This window comes from Streptomyces sp. NBC_00683, assembly GCF_036226745.1.
GTDB lineage: Bacteria > Actinomycetota > Actinomycetes > Streptomycetales > Streptomycetaceae > Streptomyces.
This window is the reverse complement of sequence record NZ_CP109013.1, coordinates 7,866,829-7,889,554: the sequence shown is the minus strand read 5'-3', so window position 1 is coordinate 7,889,554 and position 22,726 is coordinate 7,866,829. Positions and strand designations below refer to the sequence as shown.

Sequence of the window (22,726 nt, the reverse complement as noted above, 5' to 3'; positions counted from 1 at the left end):
ACCAGATGGCGCTACATGTCCTTTCTCCATTGCCAGTTGCGTCACGACCATGTTTCAGATCATGCTGAGCAATGTGATTATCAATTAACATAGCGAGGTGTGCTGCCGTCGGCAATGGCCATGACGGAGGCGGTGCACACGACCATCCGGGCAAGGGCGACGAGGCCCCGGGCCCTTGCCGTACAGCAGGGCGGCGGCCGGGCGTTCCCCCGTTGCGGGGGACCGCCCGGCCGGACCGTGGTTACCGCACGTCGTAGGCGCGGGTGACGGTCTGCGTGACCGCGTTGCCGTGGGAGTCGGTGAGACCGACCCACAGCATGACCTGCTTGCCTGCGGCACCGGTGTGGTCGAGGACCGCCGACCACGTGCCGTTCCGCTGCGCGGTCGGCGCCTTCGTCCAGGTGGCGCCGCCGTCGTAGGAGTAGGACAGGGAGGCCGCCTCGATCGTGCCCGGGGTGTATCCGGCGTGCCCCTCGGCCGACAGTCCGACCTTGATGCCGCTGTCCGCGGGCAGGGTGTTCGTGCCGTCCACCGGCAGGTCGTACGCCGGGAAGAGGATCGGCAGGCCGCGGGAGTAGACGTCCGGCTCCAGGTGGGAGCGGAAGCTCCAGGTGGTGGAGACCGCGGTGGAGCGCAGCCAGTTCCGGTCCGAGGTGGGAATCTTCTCCAGATTCTGGGTGAGCTCGTACGCGGAGTCCTCGGCCGGCACCCTGAACGCGTCGTAGGGATAGGTGCTGGTGGCGATCTGCTCACCGTTGCGCTTCAGCACCAGGTTGCCGAGGTCGCCGAACGATCCGCCGTAGGACCAGTGGTCACCGGAGGCGTCGAGCCAGAGCGCGCTCTGGAAGCCGATGAGCTCGCCCTGCCGCTCGGCAGCGAGTGCCGGCTCTCCCGCGGTGTCGCGCGCCGCGGCCGGCCGCAGGAGCCCCCCGTACCACTCCTCCGAACGCCGGTCTCCGGGCCGGTAGGTGCGGTCCTTGTCGCCCATGAACGCGGCGAACGGGAAGCTGGTCATCGCGCCGTGCAGCCAGGCGTCGTCGCCGGTCGTGTAGTAGGCGGTACGGGTACCCGGCACATGGACCGTGCCGAACGGGCTGACCGGAATGGCGGTGTTGCGGTTCCAGGACGGGAGGAGGAACAGGGAGTCGATGTAGTCGGCCTCCTTGCCGAGGGCGTTCCACTTCTCCGTGACCTGGGCCAGCCTGTGGTCCCGCAGCTGGTAGGTCCGGTCGGACCGCAGCGGACCCTGGGTCGGGAACGAGAGGTTGTAGACGTAGGAGGAACCGCCCTGGGAACCTGTCGCCCGCCAGGTCGGCCGGAACTCGAAGAAGCCCTTCTCGGCGCGCCCGTCAACAGAGGCGTAGAACTTCTGCACGATGCTGCCGGCCATGAGCGACCCGCTCAGCTGCCAGGTGTCGTCCCACGTGCGGCCGTAGCTGAACGTGGTGTTGCTCACCGTCGAGGGGCGGTCGGTGCGCACGCTCAGCCGGTTGGCCTTGCGAGCGTCCAGAACGACGGTGGTGTCCCGGGTGACCCGAAGCTGCGGTCGCCCGAGGTAGCCGATGGACTCCGCCACGTTGTCCGCGCCGTAGGTGGCCGCGAACGCGGAGAGGGAGTAGTCGCCCGGGCGCACGCTGAACCTCTGCTCGGCCTCTCCCGCGTTGACGCGGCGCTCGCCCGTGTCGGTGTCGAGGCTGACCAGGTCCAGCGAGGAGGAGCCGGCCGCGGGCTTGCCGTTGCGGTCGATGACCTTGACCCGGAGGACGACCGTTTCCGGCTGGACATGGAGAGTGACGGGCACGGAGACGTGCGTCGTGCCGCCGGAGGCCATGATCCTGCCCGTCACGGCACCGTACTGGGCCGCCTTGAGGCGGGCCGCGGGGTCGATCCGGACCGGCACCTGGACCGTCGCCCCCGCGGGAACGGTCACCTTGCCCTGCTCCAGCCTGATGACATCGGAGTTGACGTCGCTGCCGTCGTTGCCGTGCACACCGCTGACCTTGAGACGCAGGTCGAGGTCGTCGGCGCCGGTGTTGGTGAAGGGCACCTGCACGGTGGTGCGGTCCGAGGTGTCCTGCGGCCAGTTGTAGTCACCGCCCTGGACAGCGGGCGCGGAGAGCACCTTCTGCTGCACGGCTGCGGACACGTCGAGCACGCCCGCCCCGGTCTGGTCGGCTCCGGCGACCTTTCCGCCGGTGCGGGCGGACGAGACCAGGGAGGACTTGATCTGCTGCGCGGTCCAGTCCGGGTGGGCCTGACGGACGATGGCCGCTGCGCCCGCGACGTGCGGGGTCGCCATGGAGGTGCCCGACATCTCCCGGTAGGCGTAGACGCCGCGGCCACCGGCCGCCGCTGCCGAGATGGCGACGCCGGGAGCGGCGATCTCGGGCTTGAGGGTGTGGGTGACGGCCACCGGACCGCGGCTGGAGAACCACGCGGTGGTGTCGTCGCGGTCGACAGCGCCGACGGTCAGCACGCCGGGCGCGCAGCCGGGCGAGGAGACGGTCTCGACGGCCGATCCGGCGTTGCCGGCGGCGACGACGAACAGGGTGTGGGTGCTCTGCGACAGTTGCTTCGCGGCCTCGGCCAGTGGATCGGAGCAGTCGCCGATCACCGGGTTGCCGAGGCTCATGGACACGACGTCGGCCTTCTGGTCGACGGCCCACTGCATACCCGCGATGATCCAGGAACTCGCTCCGGAACCCCAGTCGTTGAGGACCTTGCCGATGAGCAGGGACGTCCCGGGGGCAACGCCCTTCCTGCTGCCGTCACCGGCCGCTCCGGAGCCGCCGACCGTGGAGGCGGTGTGGGTTCCGTGGCCCTGCCGGTCGTCGGTGCTGCTGGAGTCCGTGAAGTTCTCGGACGCGGCGATCCGGTCCTTCAGGTCCGGGTGCTCGGCGTCCGCACCCGTGTCCAGTACGGCGACCTTGGTGCCCTTGCCGTCGTAGCCGGCCGCCCAGGCCTCCGGGGCGTGCACCTGCTTGGTGGACCGGTCGAGCGTGGCCTCGACCTTGCCGTCCAGCCACAGCTTCTTCAGCGTGGAGGTGGATCGTGAGCGGGCGTCGGTGACGTCCTGCCAGAAGGTGGTGACGGTGTCCTTGCGGGCCTTGAGGGCGACGCCGTTGACCGCGGGGAGGCTCAGCCCCCGCTCGGCCCCGCGGGGGGCGGCGAGCGCACTGGCGGCAACGTCCGCGCCCTTCTCGTAGGTGGCGATCAGCGGGAGCGTGTCGGAATCCGCGTCGTCGTATCCCTGGCGGATGAGCCCGGTGACGTTGAACAGCTGCTCGTCGACCTTGCCTTCGGCGATCGCCCGGGAAGCGTGCTCCGGGTAGACGTAGAGGTCCTTGCCCATCTGACGGGTCTGCACGAGCGGCTGCGTGCCGTCCTCGCGGGGCAGCACCGCAGCCGAACTGCGGCCCGACGGGTCCGTGGCCACGAGCACCTTGTCGCCGGTGACGAGCGTGACGGTGGTCTGCTTGCCGCCGGTCGCCGGTGCCTCGCTGCCGATGACGGGTCTCTTCCCCGAGGCGCCTTCGGACGACATATCCGCCGCCCCCGAAGGCGTGACCGCGGTGACTGCCAGGACGGCGGCGGTCGCCGCGCCCAAGGCCATGCGCGATATGGGATGCATGAGTCTCCCTCGTTGAAGCCGTGAACATGCCAGGTAGCGGCTGAATCCTGGCAGACACGTGGATCACTCAGGGGCACCGGAACGTGGCGGATATCCCACTTGGCGGTGTTCCGTCACTCGGGCACACCCATCGGTTCCAGCAGGTCCCGGGGTGGCTCGGACTCACTCCGTGACGCCGATTCCTACCGGTCCGGACGATGGGGAGGGGCTTCGGCTCCGGAGCCGAAGGAAGGTCAGAGCCAGCCCGACCGCGCGGCGTGCCATCCCAGCTGCAGGCGTGACTCCGCTCCGGCAAGGTCCATCAGGCGCCGGATCCGCCGCTCCACCGTGCGTATGGAGAGGCCGAGCTGGGATGCCACCCGCCGGTCGGAGACCCCCGCCAGCAACAGGGCCAGGACCTCCCGTTCCTCTCCGGTCGGCTGCTGATCGGCTGCCGTCCCCTCGCGCACGCCCGAGGCCGTGGTGTACATCGGCCGGGCCTGGTCCCATTCCCTCTCGAAGAGATGGACCAGGGCCGCCAGCAGGCCACTTCGGTGCACCACGATCGCGCTCGGCTCACCTCCGGAGTCCGATATGTCCAGTGGCACCATCGCGCGCTCCCGGTCCGCCACGACCATCTTCAGCGGCAGCGAGTCGACCACGCGGAGCCCGACACCCGCCATGACGGCGGCCCGCACGTCCTGGACGACATCGTGGCCGTCGAGATAGCCCTTGTCGGCCACGATCCGGAAGTCGACTCCACGCTCGATCGCGGAACTCTCCGACGAGTCGGTGTCCTCGCGGGGCACTGCGATGGGCGCGCCGACGAGGAAGACGAGCAGCTCGCGCTGGGCGCCGGACTGCAGTTGGTGAAACCGGTGAGCGACCTGCTCCACTCCGACGACCACCTCCACCACACCGCCCGCGGTGTGTGCGGCGGTACTGCGGTACTGCTCGGTCAGCATCGAGAACGCGGCCTCGGCCTTGTGCAGTGCGTTGCGCTGCTCGACGAGGAGCGGGGCCAGGGCCACCGAGGGCGGTGTGAGCCGGTAGCGCGCGGGCGGGCGTCCCGTCTCCCCGCCGGCCCGTCCCGGTGCCCCGCCTTCGGGCTCCACGGCCGCCAGGCCGCGCGCCGCCAGATCGGCCAGGATCCGGACACTGTCCGCGTGCTCGAGTCCGGTCCGCCGGGCGAGGTCCTGCGCGGACGCCGGCTGACGGGCCATCAGCGCCGTGTAGACGGCCTCCTCGGCCGGGCCCAGCCCGAGCGCCTCCAGCATCCGGCCCCCCTCGCGCGGCCCCGTGTCCGGCCCGGCACACCTCGTACGCGCCGAGCGGATCTTCCCCGCCGAAGCCTATCCCTCGGCCCTGCTGGCGCTACGGGCTGCCCGTTACGGGCAGGACGCCTCCGGCCGGGCCTCGTTCGGCGACCGCATCGTTTGAGCCACACGGCGCGGAAGTGGCGCAATCGAATGTTGCCCGCGCCGCCTCTCCGCGCGCAGTCTGGGGTCGCGGGAGCGCTCCCACGCGCCGAACGCCCTCGCCGGGAACCCTGTATCCCCCACCGGAAAGAAGACGACCATGAAGACGACCATGGATTGTCATGCGCATGGCATTTTGGGCGCCCCGGTCGACACCTCCGGGGGCAGCGACTTCCCGCAACCGGCCATGACACCGCAGGACCCGATGTGCCGGCAGGCGCGGCACCGGGTGCGAACCACTTGTGTGCGCATGCCACCGCCGTGCAAGCGTCCTCGACTCTGGAGCCGACATGTTAAGACGCCGCTGGACCGGGCAGCTCCTGCTGGCCCTTCTGCTGACCACCCTTGCTCCGTTGCCCGCCGCCGCGACCCAGTCCTTCGCGGCGGCCCGGAACGCGACGGCGGACACAGGGCCGACCGGCGCGGAGGCTGACCCCTCGTCGATCCCCCTGCCGTCGCTCCACGCGACCACGACCCAGGTCGCCTCCGGGCTGAGACGGCCCACCGCCCTTGCCGCCCCCGACGACGGCACGGACCGGTTGTTCATCACCGAGAAGTCCGGCACCGTACGCGTGTACCACCCTGATACCGGCCTGGCCCCGGCCCCGCTCCTCGACATCAAGTCGGCCGTGGACGAATCGGGCAACGAGCGCGGTCTGCTCGGCATCGCCGTCCCGCCCGACTTCGCTGACAGCCACTACCTGTACGTGGCGTACACGGCACTGCCCGACGGCGCGGTCACTCTCGCCCGCTACCAGCTCGACGAGTCCCGCCTGGAGGTCCTGCTCTCCCAGCCGCACGCCGAGTACAGCAACCACAACGGCGGCCAGCTCGCGTTCGGCCCCGACGGCCACCTGTACTGGAGCATCGGTGACGGCGGCGGCTCCGCGGACCCCTTCCGCTCCGGGCAGCGACTGGACACCTTGCTGGGCAAGGTCATGCGCATCGACGTGAGCCGTGGCTGCGGCCTGCTCCCTTACTGCATTCCGGGCGACAACCCCTTCGTGGGCACCCCCGGCGCCCGCGGGGAGATCTGGCTGTACGGTCTGCGCAACCCGTGGCGGTTCTCATTCGACCGCGCCGACGGCTCGATGTGGATCGGCGACGTCGGCCAGGGCCGGTGGGAGGAGGTCGACCACCTCACGCCCGGAGAGGGAGGGCTGAACCTCGGCTGGTCCTGTTACGAGGGCCTGGAGAAGTTCGACGGCGGCGACTGCGTGCCCGGCGAGAAGTACACCGAGCCGGTTTTCACCTACTCCCCCTACACAGGCGGCTGCTCGGTCATCGGCGGTCACGTCTACAGGGGCCAGAAGTACGCCGACCTCGTCGGCGGCACGTACATCGCCACCGACTACTGCTCGTCCACGGTCTGGGCGCTGCGCCCCGACGGCGAAGGCGGCTACGAGCAGGCCGAGATCGGGGAGATGCCCACCCAGGTGACGTCCATCGGGACCACCGTCGACGGCGAGTTCTACGTGGTCAACGACCTGCCCGGCGGCTTGCACCGTGTGTCCTTCGCACGGGAGGAACCCGCCTGCCGAGTGGACCTCACCGTGCAGACCTGGGGCACCGGCACGACGGTCGATCTCACCGTCACCAACACCGGCAGCACCCCGGTGAACGGCTGGAAGCTCGAGTTCCCGCTGGCCCTCGGGCAGACCGTCACCTCCGACTGGAACACGGACCTCACCCAGGGAGGTAACACTGTCACGGCCACCAACGCCTCGCACAACGCCACGATCGCTCCCGGCGCGAACATCACCCTCGGGTACCTCGCCACGCACACCGGTGATGCGTCGTCGCCGCCACGGTTCACCCTCAACGGGGACGCCTGCGCCGTCGGCCGCTGAGACGTCTGCACTGACGCCCTCCAGGCCACCGCGCCGGACCATTGCCGGCCGCTCGCCGTTCGGCGGAGAACCGCCCGTGCGCACTTCGGACGTGCGCACGGGCGGTTCCGTCCGCGGGGCGCTCCACTCACAGGCCCCGAGGGCCGTCACCCGCCACTGTGGACTCGGCAAGCTTCTGGAACTCGCCCAGGTCGTAGTTGGTGAGGGCCGAATCGAGGTTGGTCAGGGCACCCAGGTGCTCCACGAATCCGCTGGGGTCGTACTCGATCTGCAGGGCGACCCGGCTGGAGGTGTCGTCGAGCCGGTGGAAGGTGACCACGCCTGCGTGATGCACGCCCTCGATCGTCTTCCAGGCGATCCGGTCCTGCGGGACGACCTCGGTGAGCTCCGCGACGAAGCTCTTGTCTGCGCCCGGCAGGGACAACTGCCAGGAGAACCGGCGCTCGTCCATCGGATCGACCCGTCGCACATGGCTCAGGAACTTCGGCCACTGCGACACATCGCTCCACAGAGCCCAGGTGACGCTGACGGGCGCCTTGATGTCGACGGTCTCGACGAGGGAGGAGGACATGAGCAACAACCTTTCTTTCGCTCGGTTACGCCTTGCGCTGCCGACTACCCGACAGACGCCGGCGCACGCATGCCTCTCCGCCACCCGGTCGCGGCGGCAGGCGCCCGGCGGTAGTCACGGCCGGGAGCCCTCCCCCGGTCGACCCCCGCTTCCGCTCCGGCTTCGGGAGGTCGGCCGGGCCGCGCGCCGGGGCTGCCCTGGTGGGCCTCGAATGCGGGGGTAGACGAGAGGGGAGAGCCGAGCGAGGAGGGGCCGATGACGAAGGACATGTCCCTGCGTGCGGTGGGATGGGCTCAGTCGTTTCCCGTATCGCACGGGGTACGGGCCGGCCGCCGCTGGACGCGGGACCACCTGGCGTCCCTGGAATGGGCGAAAGACGCTCCCGAAACCGTGGACGCGATACTGCTCAGTGTTTCCGAACTGATCACCAACGCGCACGTGCACGCGCACAGCGACGCCCAGCTGGTCCTCACCTGGGACAGCCGCTGCCTGCATGTGAGCGTCCACGACTCCGATCCTGTGCCCCCCGCCCAGCAGCCCGAAGACCACACGACGACCAGTGGGCGCGGACTCGCCATCGTCGACGCGCTCGCCGACGGATGGGCCACGCACCCCCAGGCCTCGGGTAAGACGATCACCGCCTGCTTCGTTCCTCCCGGCGCGCCGAAGCCCCCGCACGGCGAGACCATCGACTGATCCCGTGCACTACCTCACTGCCGTGCGGGCGGGCTGGGGGGGGCTGCTCGCGGGTGTGCTCACCGGCGTCACGGCATCGGTGGGACGGCGGCACCGGGGGCACGCCCGACACCCCGCAGCCGGTCACGGCAGCCTCGCGCACACCTGGGCGAACCTCCGCGTGAACACCGACCACCCCGAGACCGCCGCGCCCTCGTCGGCCAGGGCCTCGGTGTGCAGCCGGTCCCTGTCGAAGCCCTGCCGGGCCAGCCGCTCCCGGTCCCAACCGCCGATCCGCCGGGCCTCGACCTCCGGGTGGAACTGCACACCCCAGGCCCGCGCCCCGACCCGGAACGCCTGGTGGGGGCATGCCGAGCTGGACGCCAACCAGGAAGCACCGGGCGGGAGTTCGGTGATCGCGTCGACGTGCCGCTCGATCGCGGGAACCGTCGCGCCGAGCCCGTACAGCAGCGGGTCGTCGGCGGCTTCGGGGCGCAGCCGGATCTGTGTGCTGCCGATTTCGGGCTGCCCGTGACGGGCCCGTACGCTGCCGCCCGCCACCTGCGCGAGCATCTGGCCACCGAGGCAGATGCCGAGGAAGGGCGTGCCGTCGTCCAGCGCCTGCGCGACGAGGCGGCGGGTGGCCGGGAGCCAGGGCGCGCGCTCGTCGTCGTCCGGCAGGAAGTCGCCGCCGAGCACGAGGAGCGGCCTGCTGCCGAGCGACCGGGGCAGGGCCTCACCCTCGTAGGGACGCAGTACTTCGAGGCCGAGGCCCGCCTCGCGCAGCCAGGCCCCGACCCGGCCGGGACCGCCGTTCCTGGTGTTCTGTACGACCACGGCGGTCGGTGGGTCCTGTGCGTGCGAGGGCGTCATCGCCTGGGCTCCCCTGCTCGGCATCTGCGTTCGCTGCGGTGGTCTCTTGCTGCTCCTCGTACCGTCCGTCCGTCCACATTCTCACCTGTTCGCTGCCGGAAGCGGCGCGTGTTCACGAAGGCCGAAGTGCGGGGATCAAGGGCCGACCGGGGCCGGCTGCCGCCGGCGCCTCACCTGAACCAGCGATACCGCCGCATCTGTTGTAGCGTCGACGAAACCGGCACTGAGCTGCACAAAGAGCCGCCGGCTCGCCTCGCATCTCCGTTCCTGTCCGAGCGGTTCGGCCGTCGTGCTGCTGGACGGCCGTGATGTCCGAACGGCGCGGGGCGGGCAGAATTGTCCTGACAGCCCCGTCCACCAGCGACTGAGTGCACACGGTCGGTCCGTGCGCGCCTGAAAAGAGGGCCCGGTGTCATCCGACCGGCCGGGGGAAGAACGTGCTCCTGGTCCGCTGTGGTCGGAGCCGGGCACCCTGCTGGAGCATGTGTCCGTGGCCGTGCTGGGCATCGACGACCACGACCGGATCTGCTACTGGGGGCCGGGCGCGCAGCAGCTCTTCGGCTACGCGGCCGCGGACGTCCTGTCCAGGCCTGCCGCCGCCCTCTTCCTCGAACCCCCGCAGGACGGTACGCGCGCGGCCGAGCGACTCACGGAGCGCGGCCGGGCCCTGGGCTACTGGCGGACGAGGATGCCGGCCCTGCACCGGGACGGAACCCTGTTCGACTGTGGCTTCCGGGTCTTTCCCGTGACGGGCGAGCACGGCCGTTCCGTCATCGTGGGCCTGGCCAGCAGGAGCGATGAACTCGACCGGGTGAAGACCAACCTCGCCTTCCTCGACGCACTCTTCGAGACGTGCCCCATCGGCCTCGTCATGCTCGACGAGGACCTGCGTTACGTCCACCTCAACCAGGCCCTCGCCGACATGGACGGCATCCCGATCCAGGACCACATCGGGCGGCCCATGACCGACATCATGATCACCTCGGACGGCGGTGAGTACCGGCGGCTGCTGCGCGCCGTCGCCGACGAGGGCCGGCCTGTCGTGAGCGCGCTGGTCGGTTTCCGCACGCCCGGACACCCCGACCGTGACCAGGTACGTTCCGTGAGCTTCTTCCCCCTGAGCCAGGCCGTAGGCACGCGGCCAGGACTGGGCGGCCTGCTCGTGGACGTCACCGACCGCGAGCGGGCGATCGTGGAGGCGACCGCCGCGCGGCAACGCCTGGCTCTCCTCGACCGGGCCTCCACGCGGATCGGCACCACCCTGGACGTGAACGTAACCGCCCGTGAGCTGGTCGATGCGGCTGTCCCGGACTTCTCCGACGCGTCGGTCATCGAGGTCGTGGAGTGGGCGGACGAGCGTGAGGTGTTCGACCCGGCTGCTCCGCTGAACACCCGCCGGATCGCCTCCGGAACCAGCCTGCCCCCTCCCGCCACCGAGCTCGTGAGCGGACTGGCGAGGGTCACGTACCCGCCGGGCTCCACGATCCACGAGATGATCCGCACCGGCGGCCCCGTGTGCGTCCCGGTCAACGACGAGTTCATGACGCGCAACGTCATCCACCAGGCCCGCATCCGACTGCTTCTCGACAGCGGCCTGACCAGCCTGCTCATCGCTCCCCTCATCGCGCGGGGCACGGTGCAGGGCATCGCCATGTTCGGCCGCTCCGCCGCCCGCCCCGCCTTCACCGAGCAGGACCTCAGCCTGGCCGGCGAGCTCGCCTCCCGCGCCGCGCTCTGTCTGGACAACGCCCGCCTCTACAGCCGCGTCCAGGACATCGCGCTCACACTCCAGCGCGCCCTGCTCCCCTCCGCCCTCACGGCCGGCCCGTATGTACGGACCGCACACAGGTACCTGCCCGGCAGCCACATCAGCGAGGTCGGAGGCGACTGGTACGACGCGATCGAGCTGCCGGGCGGCCAGGTGGCGCTCGTCGTGGGTGACGTGGTGGGACACGGGGTACCGGCGGCCGCGGCGATGGGCAGACTGCGCATCACCGCCAAGACTCTGGCCCGCCAGAACCTGGAACCGGACGCCGTTCTCAGAGAACTCGACGTGTGCGCGCAGGAAGCCGGGATCGAGCTGGCGACCTGCCTCTACATCCGCTACGACCCCACGACCGGCGAAGCCCGCATCGCGAACGCGGGCCACCCCCCACCGCTGGTCCGGCAGCCCGACGGCACGGTCGACATCATCGACGACGTCCTCGGGGTTCCCCTCGGCGTCGGCGGCTTCCCGTTCCGCACGACCGGGATCGAACTCCAGGAGGGCGCCACCCTGGCCCTGTACACCGACGGTCTCGTCGAGGCGGGTGGGGACATCGGCGAGGGCATCGAGGCGCTCCGGTCCCAACTCGCCTGTGCCGCAGGGGGACTGGAAGCGACGGCGGAGAGCATCCTCGCGAGCATGCTGCCGTCCGCGCCCACCGACGACACGGTGATCGTCCTCGCGCAGGTGAGCCGGTCATCGCCTCACCCGGCCGGAGCGAGCCCGGATCACGGTTAGAGTGCGCGATCGGCCGCTGGCCGTTGCAACGGCCAGCGGCCGCGTATTGACCCGGCATCAGGTTCGGGTGTCGACCGGATGCTTCACAGCCGCCGGACGCGCAGCACGCCGGTCAGCATCGGGAGGGTGAACTCGCCGCAGGCGGTCTCCGGCCGACCCGCGAGGAATGCGCGGATCCGTCCCAGCACGGCCTCTCGTTCCTGTTCCGGCATGACCAGGACCCCCGCGCGCGTCGCGATGGTCGCGACGAGGGAGTCGGCGGTGCGGCGCTGCCCGTGCGGGAACTCCGCCTGTTCCGGTGCGCCGAACCGGGCAGCCACTCCGGTCTTCGGGAGGTGCATGTCTGCCGTCTCGACGCGCCAGTTGGCGGGCGTGTCCCGCGGACCTGCGGCCGCGCTCCCGCTGACCTGCGCGAGCCCGGCAACCCACTCGATCCCGTCGTCCATGACGTTCCACAGACCGGCCAGAAAGCCGCCGGGCGCAAGAACCCTGGCGATCTCGGGTCCCGCGACGGCCATGTCGAACCAGTGCATGGCGTTGCCTGCCAGCACCGCGTCGACGGACGCGTCCGGCAGCGGTATCGCCTCGGCACCACCCGCCAGGGCACGGACAGCCGGCAGCGAACGGCGCAACTCGCCCAGCATCGCCCGGTCGGGCTCGACCGCAATGACTTCGGCCCCCAGCGCAACCAGCGTGGCGGTCAACTTGCCTGTCCCGGCGCCGAGGTCGAGCACACGCGGGCCGGGGGCGAGGCCGAGCGCCCAGCGCACCGCGGCCTGCGCGTAGTCGGGACGGTGCTCGGCGTACGTGGCCGCCGCCGCGCCGAACGACGAGGAATGAAGCAGCCGTTCGCCCTGATCCATCCGGCCACCCTATTGACGCTGCGGGCGGTGGGCCACAGCGCCACCACCCGGCGACCCGTGCACCGTACAGACACACACGCGCCGCCGTGTACATGCTCGATAGGTTGTATCCGTGCGCGAGCCGGGAGGATGGACCGGGCGGACCGTAAGGGGTCTGCTCTGCGCTTCGGCATGCCTGTTTCTGGGCGTGGTCAGCCATGCCTCGGCCGGTGGGCGGCTGCCTGGCGCAGGTCCGCTGGTCCTCATCCTCGCCACGCTGACCGTGCTCGGCTCGGTGTTCTTCGGTGACCGCCGGCGCCGCTTCGATGTCACGGTGCTGGCGCTGGCCGGAACACAGTTCGCCCTCCACCTCGGTTTCCACCGTCTCTCGATGCCCGAAGCCGGCCGTGCGGCCCATCAGATGACGGGCCGGCACATGGTGATGGGCCCGGCAGACATGGCCGAGCGCGGCATCGGGCACTCTCTGTCCTCCACCATGACCTCGGCCCATGCGGTCGCCACGGTCGGGACCGCGCTGTGCGTCATCTACGGAGAACGCGTCCTGCGGGGGCTGGCCGCCCTGGTTGTCCCGGCCTTCTCCTTTCGCGAGCCCCCGGTCCTCCCGGTCACCCCACGACTTCGGCCCGTACCCCTGTCGTCGGCGCATCCCCGATTCGGGGTACTGCTCGCCCGTTCCCGGACCCGGCGGGGTCCTCCCTCGGCGGCCCCGGCCTGACGGTCCCCCCTTCTGTGTTCCTGCGCACCGGCTGTTCGCCGGTGCGACGCATGCGTATGGGCGGAGCCGGGCCGGGGCGATCGCGCCGCACCGTCGCCCCAGGCGGAAACACCTCACCGACTTCGCGGCGTCCCCGGCTCGTCCGGCGGACCCGCCAACTTGAGGAATACGCATGTCTTTCGGAACCGAAGAACCACCACAAAACGACCGCCGCCGGACCGAGGCCCCGTCTGCAGCGACCGCAACGGTCGCCGTCGCCGAGCCCGCCGCCACCCCTGCCGACGTGCCCGGGCCCGGCCGCTCCTGGCAGGCCGTACGGGGCCTGCTCGTCCGGCTGCACTTCTTCGCCGGCATATTCGTCGCCCCTTTCCTGATGGTGGCCGCCCTGACCGGGCTGGCCTACACCTTCACGCCTCAGCTCGACCAACTCGTGTACGGCGACCAGTTGCGCGTCGAGACGGTCGGCGAGGCGCCGCGTCCGCTGGCGGAGCAGATAGCCGCCGCCAGGGCCGCCCACCCGGAGGGCAGCCTGGCCTCCGTCGTCACCCCGCCCGGACCGGAGGACACCACACGGGTGGTGCTGTCCCTGCCGGAGCTCGGTGACAAGCAGCGCACCGTGTTCGTCAATCCCTACACCGCCGAGGTGCAGGGCGACCTGACCACGTGGTTCGGCTCGACGCCGCTCACCACCTGGCTCGACGACCTCCACCGCAATCTGCACCTGGGCGAGACCGGCCGCGTCTACTCGGAAGTCGCCGCGAGCTGGCTCTGGGTGATCGTCGCGGGCGGTCTCGTCCTCTGGCTCGGACGCAGCCGTGGACAGCGGGCCAAGTCCGCACGGGGCGTTCTGCTGCCCGACCGTTCGGCCCGGGGCGTGCGCCGCACCCGCAGCTGGCACGCGGCCACGGGGGTGTGGCTGGCACTCGGCCTGTTCTTCCTGAGTGCCACCGGCCTGACGTGGTCGCACTATGCGGGCGATCGGTTCGGTCAGCTGCTGGACGCGGCCAGGGGCCATGCTCCCGAGTTGGACACCACGCTTCCCGGCGCTCAGCCGCCCGCAAAGGACGAGGGCGGGGAGCACGCCGGGCACGGCGCCGCGGAGGAGTCCGCCACGGCGGATCCGGCCGACTTCGACGCGGCCCTGGCCGCGGCCCGGGACGCCGGGCTGGGCGGCACGGTGGAGGTGACGCCTCCCGCCGACAGTTCGGGCGCGTGGGTCGTGGCCCAGGGCGACAACGTCTGGCCGGTGCACTACGACCAGGTCGCTGTCGACACCGAGAAGGGCGAGGTCACCTCCCACAGCCGGTGGGCGGACTATCCGCTCCTCGCCAAGCTCAGCAAGCTCGGGGTGCAGGGGCACATGGGCGTGCTGTTCGGCATCGTCAACCAGATCGTGCTGGCCGCGATCGCGCTCGGCCTCACCGCCGTGACCATCTGGGGCTACCGCATGTGGTGGCAGCGCCGCCCGACCCGCGACGATCGCAAGGCGGTACTCGGCACGGCGCCTGCCCGCGGAGCCTGGCGCCGGCTGCCGCTGCCCGTGCTCGTCCTGGGCATTCCCGCCGTCGCCGCTCTCGGCTGGGCTCTGCCGGTCCTGGGGGTGACCCTGGCCGCGTTCCTCGTCCTGGACGTGGTGACAGGACTGGTCCGGCACGCGCGGGCCGCGTAGGGGGCAGAGGGCCCGGAGGACGGGGCAACAGCCCCTGCCCTCCGGGCCCGGTGTCATCGGCCCGGGGTCAGCGCACCAGTTGATCCGTGAAGCCGTTGCCGAAGACCCGGTGCGGATCGAGCCGATCCAGGATGGAGACGGCTTCGGACCACTGTCCGGCGCCGTACGAAGCGGGCACCGCGGACTCGATGATCTGCTCGTCGGCCCAGGCCGCCGTATCCGTATAGCCCCAGCCTTTGGACCACTCGACGCGCGCGAGCGCGTAATCGCCGTCGAACGTGCTCATCAGGAAGCGTTCCAGTTCCCGGTAGAACGCGTGGGCTCCGGGTGAGGTCGGCTGGGTCAGTACGTCCACCCACACCACGCAGTCGTACTCCGGGTGGTCCGGGTGCGGGCGGACGACGGAGAGCAGCGGCGGGCGTGCGCCCGGCGCGGCGGAGTCATCGGGCTGGTCGAGGCCGCTGACCCTGATCTCCACCTGCCCGTTGATCGGGAATCTGCCCGCCGCGGCCCAGGCCGCCAGCCTTTGCCTGTAGTAACCGGCGAACTCGGAGACGACGCGCTGGACGTCGGCGCGGCGGGTGAGGATCCCGTACCCGTTGGCGGTCTCGCGGAGTGTCGTGGGGCGCAAGTAGAACTGGAGGGTGTGCGAGGGGCCCCACAGGTCCTTCGCGAGGGTGGCGGTCAGTCCGGTGGCCGCCACCGTGTACTGCGCGGCGCCGAGCAGCGGCGCGAGATGCCAGGAGCCTCCGACGAGGAGTCCGGCCAGCCGGGCGACCGGGGTCGGGACGACGTCGCTGAACGGGTAGTTGTACGGACTGTGCACCGGCCTGGAAGTGACCGGGCGCTCAGGGCTGAGGCTCCATACCTTGAGCCAGGGCCGGTCGGTGAAGGCGAACCAGATCGTCTCCACCCGCCCCGACTCGGCCATGAAGTCCGCGAAGGTGTTTCCCCGGGCGGCGAGGGCGCTGCCCGGGGCGGCGAACAGTTCGTCGGCGGTGAGGTCGACGCGGCTCCGGCAGCGCAGCGGTACGTCCTCGCCCGCCTGGATCTCGGCCTCCACGATGAGGCCGCGCCCGAGGTGGGTGGCCAGCGCCTCGCATTCCTCGTCGGTTCCCCGGTGGAAGGTCTTCACAGCGTAGGAACCTCGGTCCGAGTCCCAGACGACGGCGGTGAGGGACAGGACGAGGTTGCTGAGGCTGCCGTAGGTGTGGCCGGGGCGGGCGGACTCGCCGTCCGCGGGGACACTGGTGCCGTGGGCGTCGATGGCCAGCGTGCCGCCAAGGGTCAACTCCCCCGGTGCGGGTGTGTTGGTGACGCCCAGTCCGTGGTCGGCGAGGAAGGCCATCAGCGTTTCGAGGGTCACTCCGGCCTGCGCACGCACCGCGCCGGGGGCGCCGGCGGGCGGGGTCGTGAGTTCCATGTGCGTGAGATGCGCGGTGGTGTCCAGCAGGAGGACCTGCGCGTCGCGCTCGGTGGACGAGGTGATGGTCAGGGGCGACCAGTTGTGCGCCTTGCCCCGGGCACGCAGCCGCCAGCCGTTGGCATGGGCCCAGTTGGCGAGATCGGCGAGGTCCTGCCCGGTGCGTGGAGCGCACGCCCACAGCCCGCCGTGGGTGATCTCGCCGGCCCAGTTGATGTAGGGGGAGAGGTAAGGCACGAGACCGGCGGGCAGTTCCGGTGCGGCCGTCGGAACGATGACCGGCGCCGCCGCGGCCGGGGAGGCCCCGGCTATGGCGGCGCCGAGCGGGATACCCAACGCTCCGGCAGCCGCCGCGGCCCGCAGAACACCACGGCGGGAGAGGCCGGAGGGCTCGGAGGGACGGGAGGAGGCGACAGGACGCGAGGAGGACTCCGAGTGATCAGACATGAACTGAATGTAAGGGCTTCCAGTACGTCACCGACGCTCCATGCCAAAACTGCCGAGAACCCGCTCCGAAAGGTCGAACAACAGGCGGTCGAACCGCCTGCGAACAGTTCGCGGCTGCTCGGCCCTTCCAGTGCAGTTACCGAAAGTCCGCGCCCATCGATCGCTGACACCCTCCACTACTCGGTGATACGGTATAGCAGTACTCGGTAGCACGCAGTACCGAGAGCGCTGAGGAGGATTCGCAATGGACGACCTGACGGAGATGCTGAAGGGCACGCTCGAAGGGTGCGTGCTCGAAATCATCGGCAGCGAGGAAACCTACGGGTACGCCATCACCCGTCAGTTGAACGAGCTCGGCTTCGCCGATGTCATCGAGGGCACGGTGTACACCATCCTGCTGCGGCTGGAGAGGAACGGACTCGTCCAGGTGACGAAACGGCCTTCCGGGGTCGGTCCGCCGCGCAAGTTCTACGCACTCAACGACGCCGGACGCGAGGAACTCGCGAAGTTCTGGGCGAAATGGCAGTACGTCTCATCACGCATCGACAAGCTCAAGGAGGGCGGAAGATGAACTTCTGGGAGACCATCACAGGCAGCGATCTCACCAGGGAATGGAAGGCGTTCGAAGCCCGGGCCGAGGCCCTGCCGGACGACTACCGGGCGGCCTGGGAACAGATCAAGGTCCACCTCTTCCCCCACGGGGACTTCACCGGCCGCAACCTGATGCCGATCCTCGACGCCGCCCTGGCTCTGCTCGAAGAGACAGCGGCCGACGGGCAGAGCGTCCACGAGGTACTCGGCGACGACATCCGAGGCTTCTGCACGGCGCTGGCCGGCGGAGAAGGGTCTCGGACCTATCGCGACCGATGGCGCGAGCAGTTGAACAGGAACGTCGCGAGGAAACTGAGCCGGCTGGGAGGCTGACGTGAGCATCCAGGACATCATCGAGGGCAAGAAGCAGTGGCGGGCGCACATGGCTCGGGTCAAGGCGCTCCCGCCGGACTACCAGATCGTCTACAAGGAGATGCAGAGGTACCTGTTCAAGGTCGGACCGATCGACCTGCCCGACGGTCCCCTGCTCCCCGGGATCGTCGACTTCTTCGAGGAGGGCGCCGCCGCGGGCAAGGGAGTCCTGCAGGTCGTCGGCACCGATGTCGCCGCGTTCTGTGACGACTTGGTCAAGGACTCACGCACCTACGCGGACGTCTACCAGGAGTCCATCGGCGGGGAACCCGGCACGGCCGAGAAGTAGCACACCCCTTCGCCCATGCCGGTGGGCGCAGCACACGCGCACGCGCGGTTCGCCCGCCTCGGCGCAGCGCGAACATGCGCAAGCAGACCCGCCGCCGGAGACCTGTCCGCCGAGGTGGTCGAGCAGGCCGACGAGATCCGGCCCTGCCCTGCCGACGCCCCCGGCAAGCAGGTCTCCGGCGGCGGGCCGCTCGACACCATTCCCCAAAACAACACGACTGACGTCCAGTCACGGTCAGCCCCCCGATCCGGGTTGCGAAACAGCTGCCACTCCCCCAGCGTCTCAGCCTTCATAAGGAAGTCACCATGCCTCTATCTGTCATGCCCACATCCAGGCACCGGGACGGTCACCCGTCGCCGATCGCCGTCTCCGCAGTCGGGCTACGCAAGTCGTACGGCGACAAGCTCGTCCTCGACGGCATCGATCTGCACATCCCGGCCGGCTCCGTGTTCGCGCTGCTCGGCCCGAACGGCGCCGGCAAGACCACCGCCGTGAAGATCCTCTCCACTCTCATCACCGCGGACGCCGGTGAACTGCACGTCGGTGGCCACGACTTGGCCGCCGGCCCGCAGGCGGTACGTGCCGCGATCGGCGTCACCGGGCAGTTCTCCGCCGTCGACGGGCTGATCACCGGTGAGGAGAACATGCTCCTCATGGCGGACCTGCACCACCTGCCCAGGAGCGAGGGGCGGCGGGTCGCCGTCGAACTCCTGGAGCGCTTCGACCTGACGGAGGCCGCCAGGAAGCCCGCCTCGACCTATTCCGGCGGCATGAAGCGCCGCCTCGACCTGGCGATGACGCTGGTCGGAAGCCCGCGGATCATCTTCCTCGACGAGCCGACGACAGGGCTCGACCCGCGCTCCCGCCACAACATGTGGGGCATCATCCGCGGCCTCGTCACGGACGGCGTCACCGTCCTCCTCACCACCCAGTACCTGGAGGAGGCCGACGAACTCGCCGACCGCATCGCCGTGCTCAACGACGGCAGGATCGCGGCCGAGGGCACCGCCGAGGAGCTCAAGCGACTCGTCCCGGGCGGGCACGTCCGGCTCCGCTTCACCGACCCGGTCGCGTACCGGTCCGCCGCTGACGCCCTGCGCGAGGTCACCAGGGACGACGAGGCGCTGTCGCTGTCCATCCCCGGCGACGGCAGCCAACGCGAACTGCGCTCCATCCTCGACCGGCTCGACTCCGCCGGCATCGAGGCGGACGAGCTGACCGTCCATACCCCCGACCTCGACGACGTGTTCTTCGCCCTGACCAGCGGCACCGACGTACCCGACCAGCCCAAGGAGACCGTACGATGAGCGCCCTCTCCCTCGCCGTACGCGACTCGAACACGATGCTGCGCCGCAACCTGCTGCACGCCCGGCGCTACCCGTCAGGGACCCTGAACCTGCTGCTCACGCCGATCATGATGCTGCTGCTCTTCGTCTACATCTTCGGCGACGTGATGAGCGCGGGCATCGGTGGAGGCGGCGCGGACCGCTCCGACTACGTCGCCTACATCGTGCCGGGCCTGCTGCTCATGACTATCGGCAGCACCGTGATCGGAGCCGCGGTGTACGTCTCCATGGATATGACCGAAGGCCTCATCGCCCGCTTCCGCACGATGGCGGTCTACCGCCCCTCGGTACTCATCGGGCACGTCGTCGGCAGCGTGCTGCAATCCGTCATGAGTGTGGTCCTCGTCGGCGCCGTCGGCGTGGCCATCGGCTTCCGCTCCACGGACGCGACCGCCCTGGAGTGGCTGGCGGCATTCGGGCTCGTCGTGCTCTTCGCCCTTGCACTGACCTGGATCGCGGTCGGCATGGGCCTGGCGAGCCCCAACCCCGAGGCGGCCAGCAACATGGCCATGCCGCTGATCCTCCTCCCCCTCGTCTCCAGCGCCTTCATCCCTGCTGACACCATGCCCGGCTGGTTCCGGCCCATCGCCGAGTACCAGCCGTTCACCCCAGCCATCGAAACCCTCCGCGGCCTTCTCCTCGGCACGGAGATCGGCAACAACGGCTGGATCGCGATCGCCTGGTGCGTCGCCCTGATCGCCCTCGGATTCCGCTGGTCGACGACGCAGTTCAACCGCGACCCGAAGTAGCTGACGCACGCGGCAGTCGGCGCCCCCTCAACGGCATCTGCCCTCTCGAACTTGCGAGGGCGAGGGGGTCAGCGGGTGGGTGGGACGAACTCGGGCTGGTCGAGCAGGCGCAGCCAACTTCCGTCGGACTGGAGCCTGACGACCTGCGCCCGCGCGCCGGCACCGTCCTTCGGCGGGGTCGAGGTGAGGGCGATGTCGCCGCTGATCAACGTCGGAAGTGGCTGTTCCAGCTCGAAGCGGGGACCGTTGGCCAGCACCTTCTCCCACAGCGCGCGGATCGCATCCCGCCCCACCGTCAGCTCGCCGGGCGGGTAGGCCATCACCGCATCCTTTTCGTAGAGCGCGGCGACCCCGGCCGCGTCACCGGCGTTGGACCGCTCGACGAACAAGCGGGTGATGTCCTCGGGCCGCATGGCCTTCTCGTACTCCTGCATGGGTTCCTCCTATGTAAGGCTCCGGCGTTTCTCAGCCTGGTCGCCCGCTGACCAGAAGTCCAACAGATGGATCTTCTGCAAACTAGAATCTGTGGTCATGGAGCTGAGGCAGCTGGAATACCTCGTCGCAGTCGCCGAGGAGCGGAACTTCACCCGTGCGGCCGAGCGTGTGCACATCAGTCAGTCGGGCATCAGTGCCCAGATCCGCCAGCTCGAACGGGAACTCGGTGCCGAGCTGTTCGACCGTTCGGCCCGAACCGTCACGCTCACCGTCGCAGGGGAGGCCGCGCTCGGACACGCCCGTGCCGCACTCGCCGCGGCTGGGGCAGTCGGCCAGGCAGTGGGCGAGGTGACCGAGCTGATCCGGGGTCGCCTCACCGTCGGAATGGTCATCGGCTGCACCGTCACCCCGTTGTTCGACGCTCTCGCCGCATTCCACGAGGCGCACCCCGGTGTGGAGATCTCGCTGCTGGAGGACAGCTCCGACCGGCTCGCCGACGGGGTGCGCACCGGCGCCGTCGACCTGGCACTCATCGGGGCCGCAACAGCCACCCCCGACGGGCTGGAGGCGCTGACAATCATCAGCGAACGGCTCGTCGCGGCGGTCCCGGCCGGGCACCCCTTGGCGAAACAGCGGCGGGTCACTCTGCGCGACCTGATTGCCCACCCCATCGTGTGCATGCCACCGGGCACCGGCCTGCGCACAGTTTTCGACCAGGCTTGCGCCGCACAGAGCCTCCAACCGTCGATCGCCCTGCAAGCCAGCGCTGCGGATGCCATCGCCGGCCTCGCCGCCCGCGGTCTCGGCGTCGCCGTCCTCAGCAACTCGATGGCCGCGAGCTACCGCGACCGGCTCACCGCCCGCACCATCGACGACGTCGACACACCGGCATTGCTCGCCCTGATCTGGAAGAGCGCACACAACCCCTCGGTACGCGAACTGCTCGTGCACAGCCGACAAGCATTCACGGACCTTCTCGGGCTGCACCGGTAGGGGTTGGCCAGCGGCTTCCCTACGAACCCACGGGGCCGTCCCCCAGCCGCCCGAAGTGGCGATCACTCTGCCGTTCCGGGGAGGATGCGGTCCAGGACCTCCGCCGACAGGGGCGCCGTCCGGGCCTCGCCGTCGTCCTCGGACTTCCTCGTCGTTGATCACCGCCCCGCATCTGCTTCTCGGCGCGGGTGAGCCGCCGTGATCCGTTCATCGCCCTGGTTCCCGCGTTATGTACGGCACGGACCATGTCCTGCGACGTACCGATGCGAGTTCGGCTTCGAGCGGGTTCGGGGGAACCGCGAGCACGGGGCACGGTGCATGTGCCAGGCAATGCCGGGCCACCGGCGCCCGTAGCCCTGGGAGCCACCTGCCGCGTGGGCCCGTGCCGACGACCAAGAGGTCGTCGGCGGACCGGACGGCATCGACGAGTACCGCCCCGGGCTCGCCGCGCACGGTCAACCCGGTCAGTGTGACTCCCGGCCTTCCGGCGGCGAACGCTGCGTCCAGAACCGTGCGCAGGTCTTCCACGGCCGCTTCCCGGCACTCCCTCAGCACAGCGGCGCCGTACGTGGCACGGCTGCCCAGCCCTCCGCCGGGCAGCTGCCAGGCCAGGACCGCGCACAGTTCCGCGTTGCGCTCCTGGGCCTCGGCGGTGGCCCGGTGCAGGGCCGCGAGGCTCCCCAGGGAACCGCTCACACCGACCACAATCCTCCGTCGCACCGCATGTCCTCCTGTTCGTCCTGTCCCGGAGTTCCATTGAAGGGCGGTACGAGGGCTCCGGGCGTCAGTGATCCGTATGAACCGGACGACAGCCGTCAAAGTTGCGTCAGGTGATGGACCACTGCGGACGGGGGCGGGCATAGCTTCGACGTCACGCGCCGGGCAACAGCCTCGCGCAGATCCTTCGGAGAAAACCATGTGCCTCTTCCAGTACGACGATGACCCCGACCCCGAAGAACAGGCCCCGGCCGGGCTCCTGTTCGTGCCCGTCCGGCCCGGAACAGCGGGGCCCGCGCTGCGGATGTTCCGCACTCCCCTGGGGGAGCGGACCGCGGTCGGCTTCACCCGCCAGGACCTGCTGACCGCGACCCTCGGAGCCGGTCAGTCCTCGATCAGGCTCTCCGAGCCCGCACTTCGCTCGCTCGCTGCTCCTCTCGGCATCGAACGGCTCATCCTCGACCCCGTCCTTTCGGCTCCTGCTGTCACGGCGGAGCCGGTACGCGCAGCCGACGAGCCCGTCCGCGCACTGTGACCCACGTTTCGATACCCGTCTC

The 22,726-nt window shown here is 70.1% G+C and carries 21 protein-coding genes; 13 read left to right on the top strand and 8 right to left on the bottom strand.

Annotated elements, in window-relative coordinates; translation table 11 throughout:
- Positions 1 to 241: 241 nt before the first annotated feature.
- Both OG257_RS34385 and OG257_RS34380 read right to left on the bottom strand, forming a co-directional pair.
- Positions 242 to 3,631, bottom strand: coding sequence for a S8 family peptidase (locus OG257_RS34385; protein WP_329213886.1), 3,390 nt, complete (start codon positions 3,629 to 3,631; stop codon positions 242 to 244).
- 233 nt (positions 3,632 to 3,864) lie between these two features.
- A complete protein-coding gene (locus OG257_RS34380) occupies positions 3,865 to 4,887 on the bottom strand; it encodes a helix-turn-helix domain-containing protein (protein ID WP_329213884.1) in 1,023 nt (340 codons plus the stop codon).
- Positions 4,888 to 4,909: 22 nt separating this feature from the next.
- On the opposite strand from OG257_RS34380, the gene OG257_RS34375 reads away from it, so the two are divergent.
- Together OG257_RS34375 and OG257_RS34370 are read left to right on the top strand one after the other, a co-directional pair.
- A complete protein-coding gene (locus OG257_RS34375) occupies positions 4,910 to 5,050 on the top strand; it encodes a hypothetical protein (protein WP_329213882.1) in 141 nt (46 codons plus the stop codon).
- A gap of 328 nt (positions 5,051 to 5,378) precedes the next feature.
- Positions 5,379 to 6,938, top strand: a complete 1,560-nt coding sequence (locus tag OG257_RS34370; RefSeq protein WP_329213880.1) for a PQQ-dependent sugar dehydrogenase — start codon at positions 5,379 to 5,381, stop codon at positions 6,936 to 6,938.
- Positions 6,939 to 7,065: 127 nt separating this feature from the next.
- Here OG257_RS34370 and OG257_RS34365 read toward each other — a convergent pair whose 3' ends face one another.
- Entirely contained in the window at positions 7,066 to 7,509 is a 444-nt protein-coding gene (locus tag OG257_RS34365) for an SRPBCC family protein (protein WP_329213877.1), read from the bottom strand.
- 255 nt (positions 7,510 to 7,764) lie between these two features.
- Between OG257_RS34365 and OG257_RS34360 the strand changes: the two genes are divergently transcribed.
- A complete protein-coding gene (locus tag OG257_RS34360; protein ID WP_329213875.1) occupies positions 7,765 to 8,205 on the top strand; it encodes an ATP-binding protein in 441 nt (146 codons plus the stop codon).
- Between the two features lie 123 nt (positions 8,206 to 8,328).
- Here OG257_RS34360 and OG257_RS34355 read toward each other — a convergent pair whose 3' ends face one another.
- On the bottom strand, positions 8,329 to 9,057 hold the full coding sequence (locus tag OG257_RS34355) for a type 1 glutamine amidotransferase (RefSeq protein WP_329213873.1): 729 nt from the start codon (positions 9,055 to 9,057) through the stop codon (positions 8,329 to 8,331).
- Between the two features lie 409 nt (positions 9,058 to 9,466).
- Here OG257_RS34355 and OG257_RS34350 point away from each other — a divergent pair, with 409 nt between their 5' ends.
- On the top strand, positions 9,467 to 11,560 hold the full coding sequence (locus OG257_RS34350; RefSeq protein WP_329213871.1) for a SpoIIE family protein phosphatase: 2,094 nt from the start codon (positions 9,467 to 9,469) through the stop codon (positions 11,558 to 11,560).
- 83 nt (positions 11,561 to 11,643) lie between these two features.
- Here OG257_RS34350 and OG257_RS34345 read toward each other — a convergent pair whose 3' ends face one another.
- Positions 11,644 to 12,423 carry a class I SAM-dependent methyltransferase gene (locus tag OG257_RS34345; protein ID WP_329213869.1) on the bottom strand — a complete coding sequence of 260 codons (780 nt, stop codon included), beginning with the start codon at positions 12,421 to 12,423 and terminating at the stop codon, positions 11,644 to 11,646.
- Between the two features lie 112 nt (positions 12,424 to 12,535).
- Here OG257_RS34345 and OG257_RS34340 point away from each other — a divergent pair, with 112 nt between their 5' ends.
- A complete protein-coding gene (locus OG257_RS34340) occupies positions 12,536 to 13,138 on the top strand; it encodes a hypothetical protein (RefSeq protein WP_329213867.1) in 603 nt (200 codons plus the stop codon).
- Positions 13,139 to 13,310: 172 nt separating this feature from the next.
- Entirely contained in the window at positions 13,311 to 14,807 is a 1,497-nt protein-coding gene (locus OG257_RS34335) for a PepSY-associated TM helix domain-containing protein (RefSeq protein WP_329213865.1), read from the top strand.
- Between the two features lie 67 nt (positions 14,808 to 14,874).
- On the opposite strand, the gene OG257_RS34330 is transcribed toward OG257_RS34335, so the two are convergent.
- A complete protein-coding gene (locus tag OG257_RS34330) occupies positions 14,875 to 16,677 on the bottom strand; it encodes a cholesterol oxidase substrate-binding domain-containing protein (protein ID WP_329213863.1) in 1,803 nt (600 codons plus the stop codon).
- Positions 16,678 to 16,921: 244 nt separating this feature from the next.
- On the opposite strand from OG257_RS34330, the gene OG257_RS34325 reads away from it, so the two are divergent.
- From OG257_RS34325 to OG257_RS34305, 5 genes are all read left to right on the top strand, one after another.
- Positions 16,922 to 17,248, top strand: a complete 327-nt coding sequence (locus OG257_RS34325; RefSeq protein ID WP_329213861.1) for a PadR family transcriptional regulator — start codon at positions 16,922 to 16,924, stop codon at positions 17,246 to 17,248.
- A complete protein-coding gene (locus OG257_RS34320; RefSeq protein WP_329213859.1) occupies positions 17,245 to 17,601 on the top strand; it encodes a DUF1048 domain-containing protein in 357 nt (118 codons plus the stop codon). Before OG257_RS34325 ends, OG257_RS34320 begins: the two co-directional genes overlap by 4 nt.
- Before the next feature lies 1 nt (position 17,602).
- A complete protein-coding gene (locus OG257_RS34315; protein ID WP_329213857.1) occupies positions 17,603 to 17,929 on the top strand; it encodes a DUF1048 domain-containing protein in 327 nt (108 codons plus the stop codon).
- Positions 17,930 to 18,249: 320 nt separating this feature from the next.
- Complete coding sequence (locus tag OG257_RS34310) at positions 18,250 to 19,236, top strand: ATP-binding cassette domain-containing protein (protein ID WP_329215496.1); 987 nt, start codon at positions 18,250 to 18,252, stop codon at positions 19,234 to 19,236.
- Positions 19,233 to 20,024: an ABC transporter permease gene (locus OG257_RS34305; protein WP_329213855.1), complete on the top strand. Its 792-nt coding sequence runs from the start codon at positions 19,233 to 19,235 to the stop codon at positions 20,022 to 20,024. The genes OG257_RS34310 and OG257_RS34305 overlap by 4 nt, the downstream gene beginning before the upstream one ends.
- Positions 20,025 to 20,092: 68 nt before the next feature.
- On the opposite strand, the gene OG257_RS34300 is transcribed toward OG257_RS34305, so the two are convergent.
- Positions 20,093 to 20,458: a YybH family protein gene (locus OG257_RS34300; protein ID WP_329213853.1), complete on the bottom strand. Its 366-nt coding sequence runs from the start codon at positions 20,456 to 20,458 to the stop codon at positions 20,093 to 20,095.
- A gap of 97 nt (positions 20,459 to 20,555) precedes the next feature.
- Here OG257_RS34300 and OG257_RS34295 point away from each other — a divergent pair, with 97 nt between their 5' ends.
- Complete coding sequence (locus OG257_RS34295) at positions 20,556 to 21,452, top strand: LysR family transcriptional regulator (RefSeq protein WP_329213851.1); 897 nt, start codon at positions 20,556 to 20,558, stop codon at positions 21,450 to 21,452.
- Positions 21,453 to 21,659: 207 nt separating this feature from the next.
- On the opposite strand, the gene OG257_RS34290 is transcribed toward OG257_RS34295, so the two are convergent.
- Complete coding sequence (locus OG257_RS34290; RefSeq protein WP_329213849.1) at positions 21,660 to 22,172, bottom strand: universal stress protein; 513 nt, start codon at positions 22,170 to 22,172, stop codon at positions 21,660 to 21,662.
- Positions 22,173 to 22,368: 196 nt separating this feature from the next.
- On the opposite strand from OG257_RS34290, the gene OG257_RS34285 reads away from it, so the two are divergent.
- Positions 22,369 to 22,704, top strand: coding sequence for an SAV_915 family protein (locus OG257_RS34285; RefSeq protein WP_329213847.1), 336 nt, complete (start codon positions 22,369 to 22,371; stop codon positions 22,702 to 22,704).
- Positions 22,705 to 22,726: the final 22 nt, after the last annotated feature.

What these genes read in the sequence shown, in the direction of transcription:
- OG257_RS34295 (WP_329213851.1), top strand. Translation starts at nt 20,556, where the DNA reads ATGGAGCTGAGGCAGCTGGAATACCTCGTCGCAGTCGCCGAGGAGCGG.
- OG257_RS34370 (WP_329213880.1), top strand. Translation starts at nt 5,379, where the DNA reads ATGTTAAGACGCCGCTGGACCGGGCAGCTCCTGCTGGCCCTTCTGCTG.
- OG257_RS34355 (WP_329213873.1), bottom strand. Translation starts at nt 9,057, where the DNA reads ATGACGCCCTCGCACGCACAGGACCCACCGACCGCCGTGGTCGTACAG.
- OG257_RS34305 (WP_329213855.1), top strand. Translation starts at nt 19,233, where the DNA reads ATGAGCGCCCTCTCCCTCGCCGTACGCGACTCGAACACGATGCTGCGC.
- OG257_RS34310 (WP_329215496.1), top strand. Translation starts at nt 18,250, where the DNA reads ATGCCCACATCCAGGCACCGGGACGGTCACCCGTCGCCGATCGCCGTC.
- OG257_RS34380 (WP_329213884.1), bottom strand. Translation starts at nt 4,887, where the DNA reads ATGCTGGAGGCGCTCGGGCTGGGCCCGGCCGAGGAGGCCGTCTACACG.
- OG257_RS34300 (WP_329213853.1), bottom strand. Translation starts at nt 20,458, where the DNA reads ATGCAGGAGTACGAGAAGGCCATGCGGCCCGAGGACATCACCCGCTTG.
- OG257_RS34320 (WP_329213859.1), top strand. Translation starts at nt 17,245, where the DNA reads ATGAACTTCTGGGAGACCATCACAGGCAGCGATCTCACCAGGGAATGG.
- OG257_RS34385 (WP_329213886.1), bottom strand. Translation starts at nt 3,631, where the DNA reads ATGCATCCCATATCGCGCATGGCCTTGGGCGCGGCGACCGCCGCCGTC.
- OG257_RS34325 (WP_329213861.1), top strand. Translation starts at nt 16,922, where the DNA reads ATGGACGACCTGACGGAGATGCTGAAGGGCACGCTCGAAGGGTGCGTG.
- OG257_RS34285 (WP_329213847.1), top strand. Translation starts at nt 22,369, where the DNA reads ATGTGCCTCTTCCAGTACGACGATGACCCCGACCCCGAAGAACAGGCC.
- OG257_RS34335 (WP_329213865.1), top strand. Translation starts at nt 13,311, where the DNA reads ATGTCTTTCGGAACCGAAGAACCACCACAAAACGACCGCCGCCGGACC.
- OG257_RS34330 (WP_329213863.1), bottom strand. Translation starts at nt 16,677, where the DNA reads ATGTCTGATCACTCGGAGTCCTCCTCGCGTCCTGTCGCCTCCTCCCGT.
- OG257_RS34360 (WP_329213875.1), top strand. Translation starts at nt 7,765, where the DNA reads ATGACGAAGGACATGTCCCTGCGTGCGGTGGGATGGGCTCAGTCGTTT.
- OG257_RS34365 (WP_329213877.1), bottom strand. Translation starts at nt 7,509, where the DNA reads ATGTCCTCCTCCCTCGTCGAGACCGTCGACATCAAGGCGCCCGTCAGC.
- OG257_RS34345 (WP_329213869.1), bottom strand. Translation starts at nt 12,423, where the DNA reads ATGGATCAGGGCGAACGGCTGCTTCATTCCTCGTCGTTCGGCGCGGCG.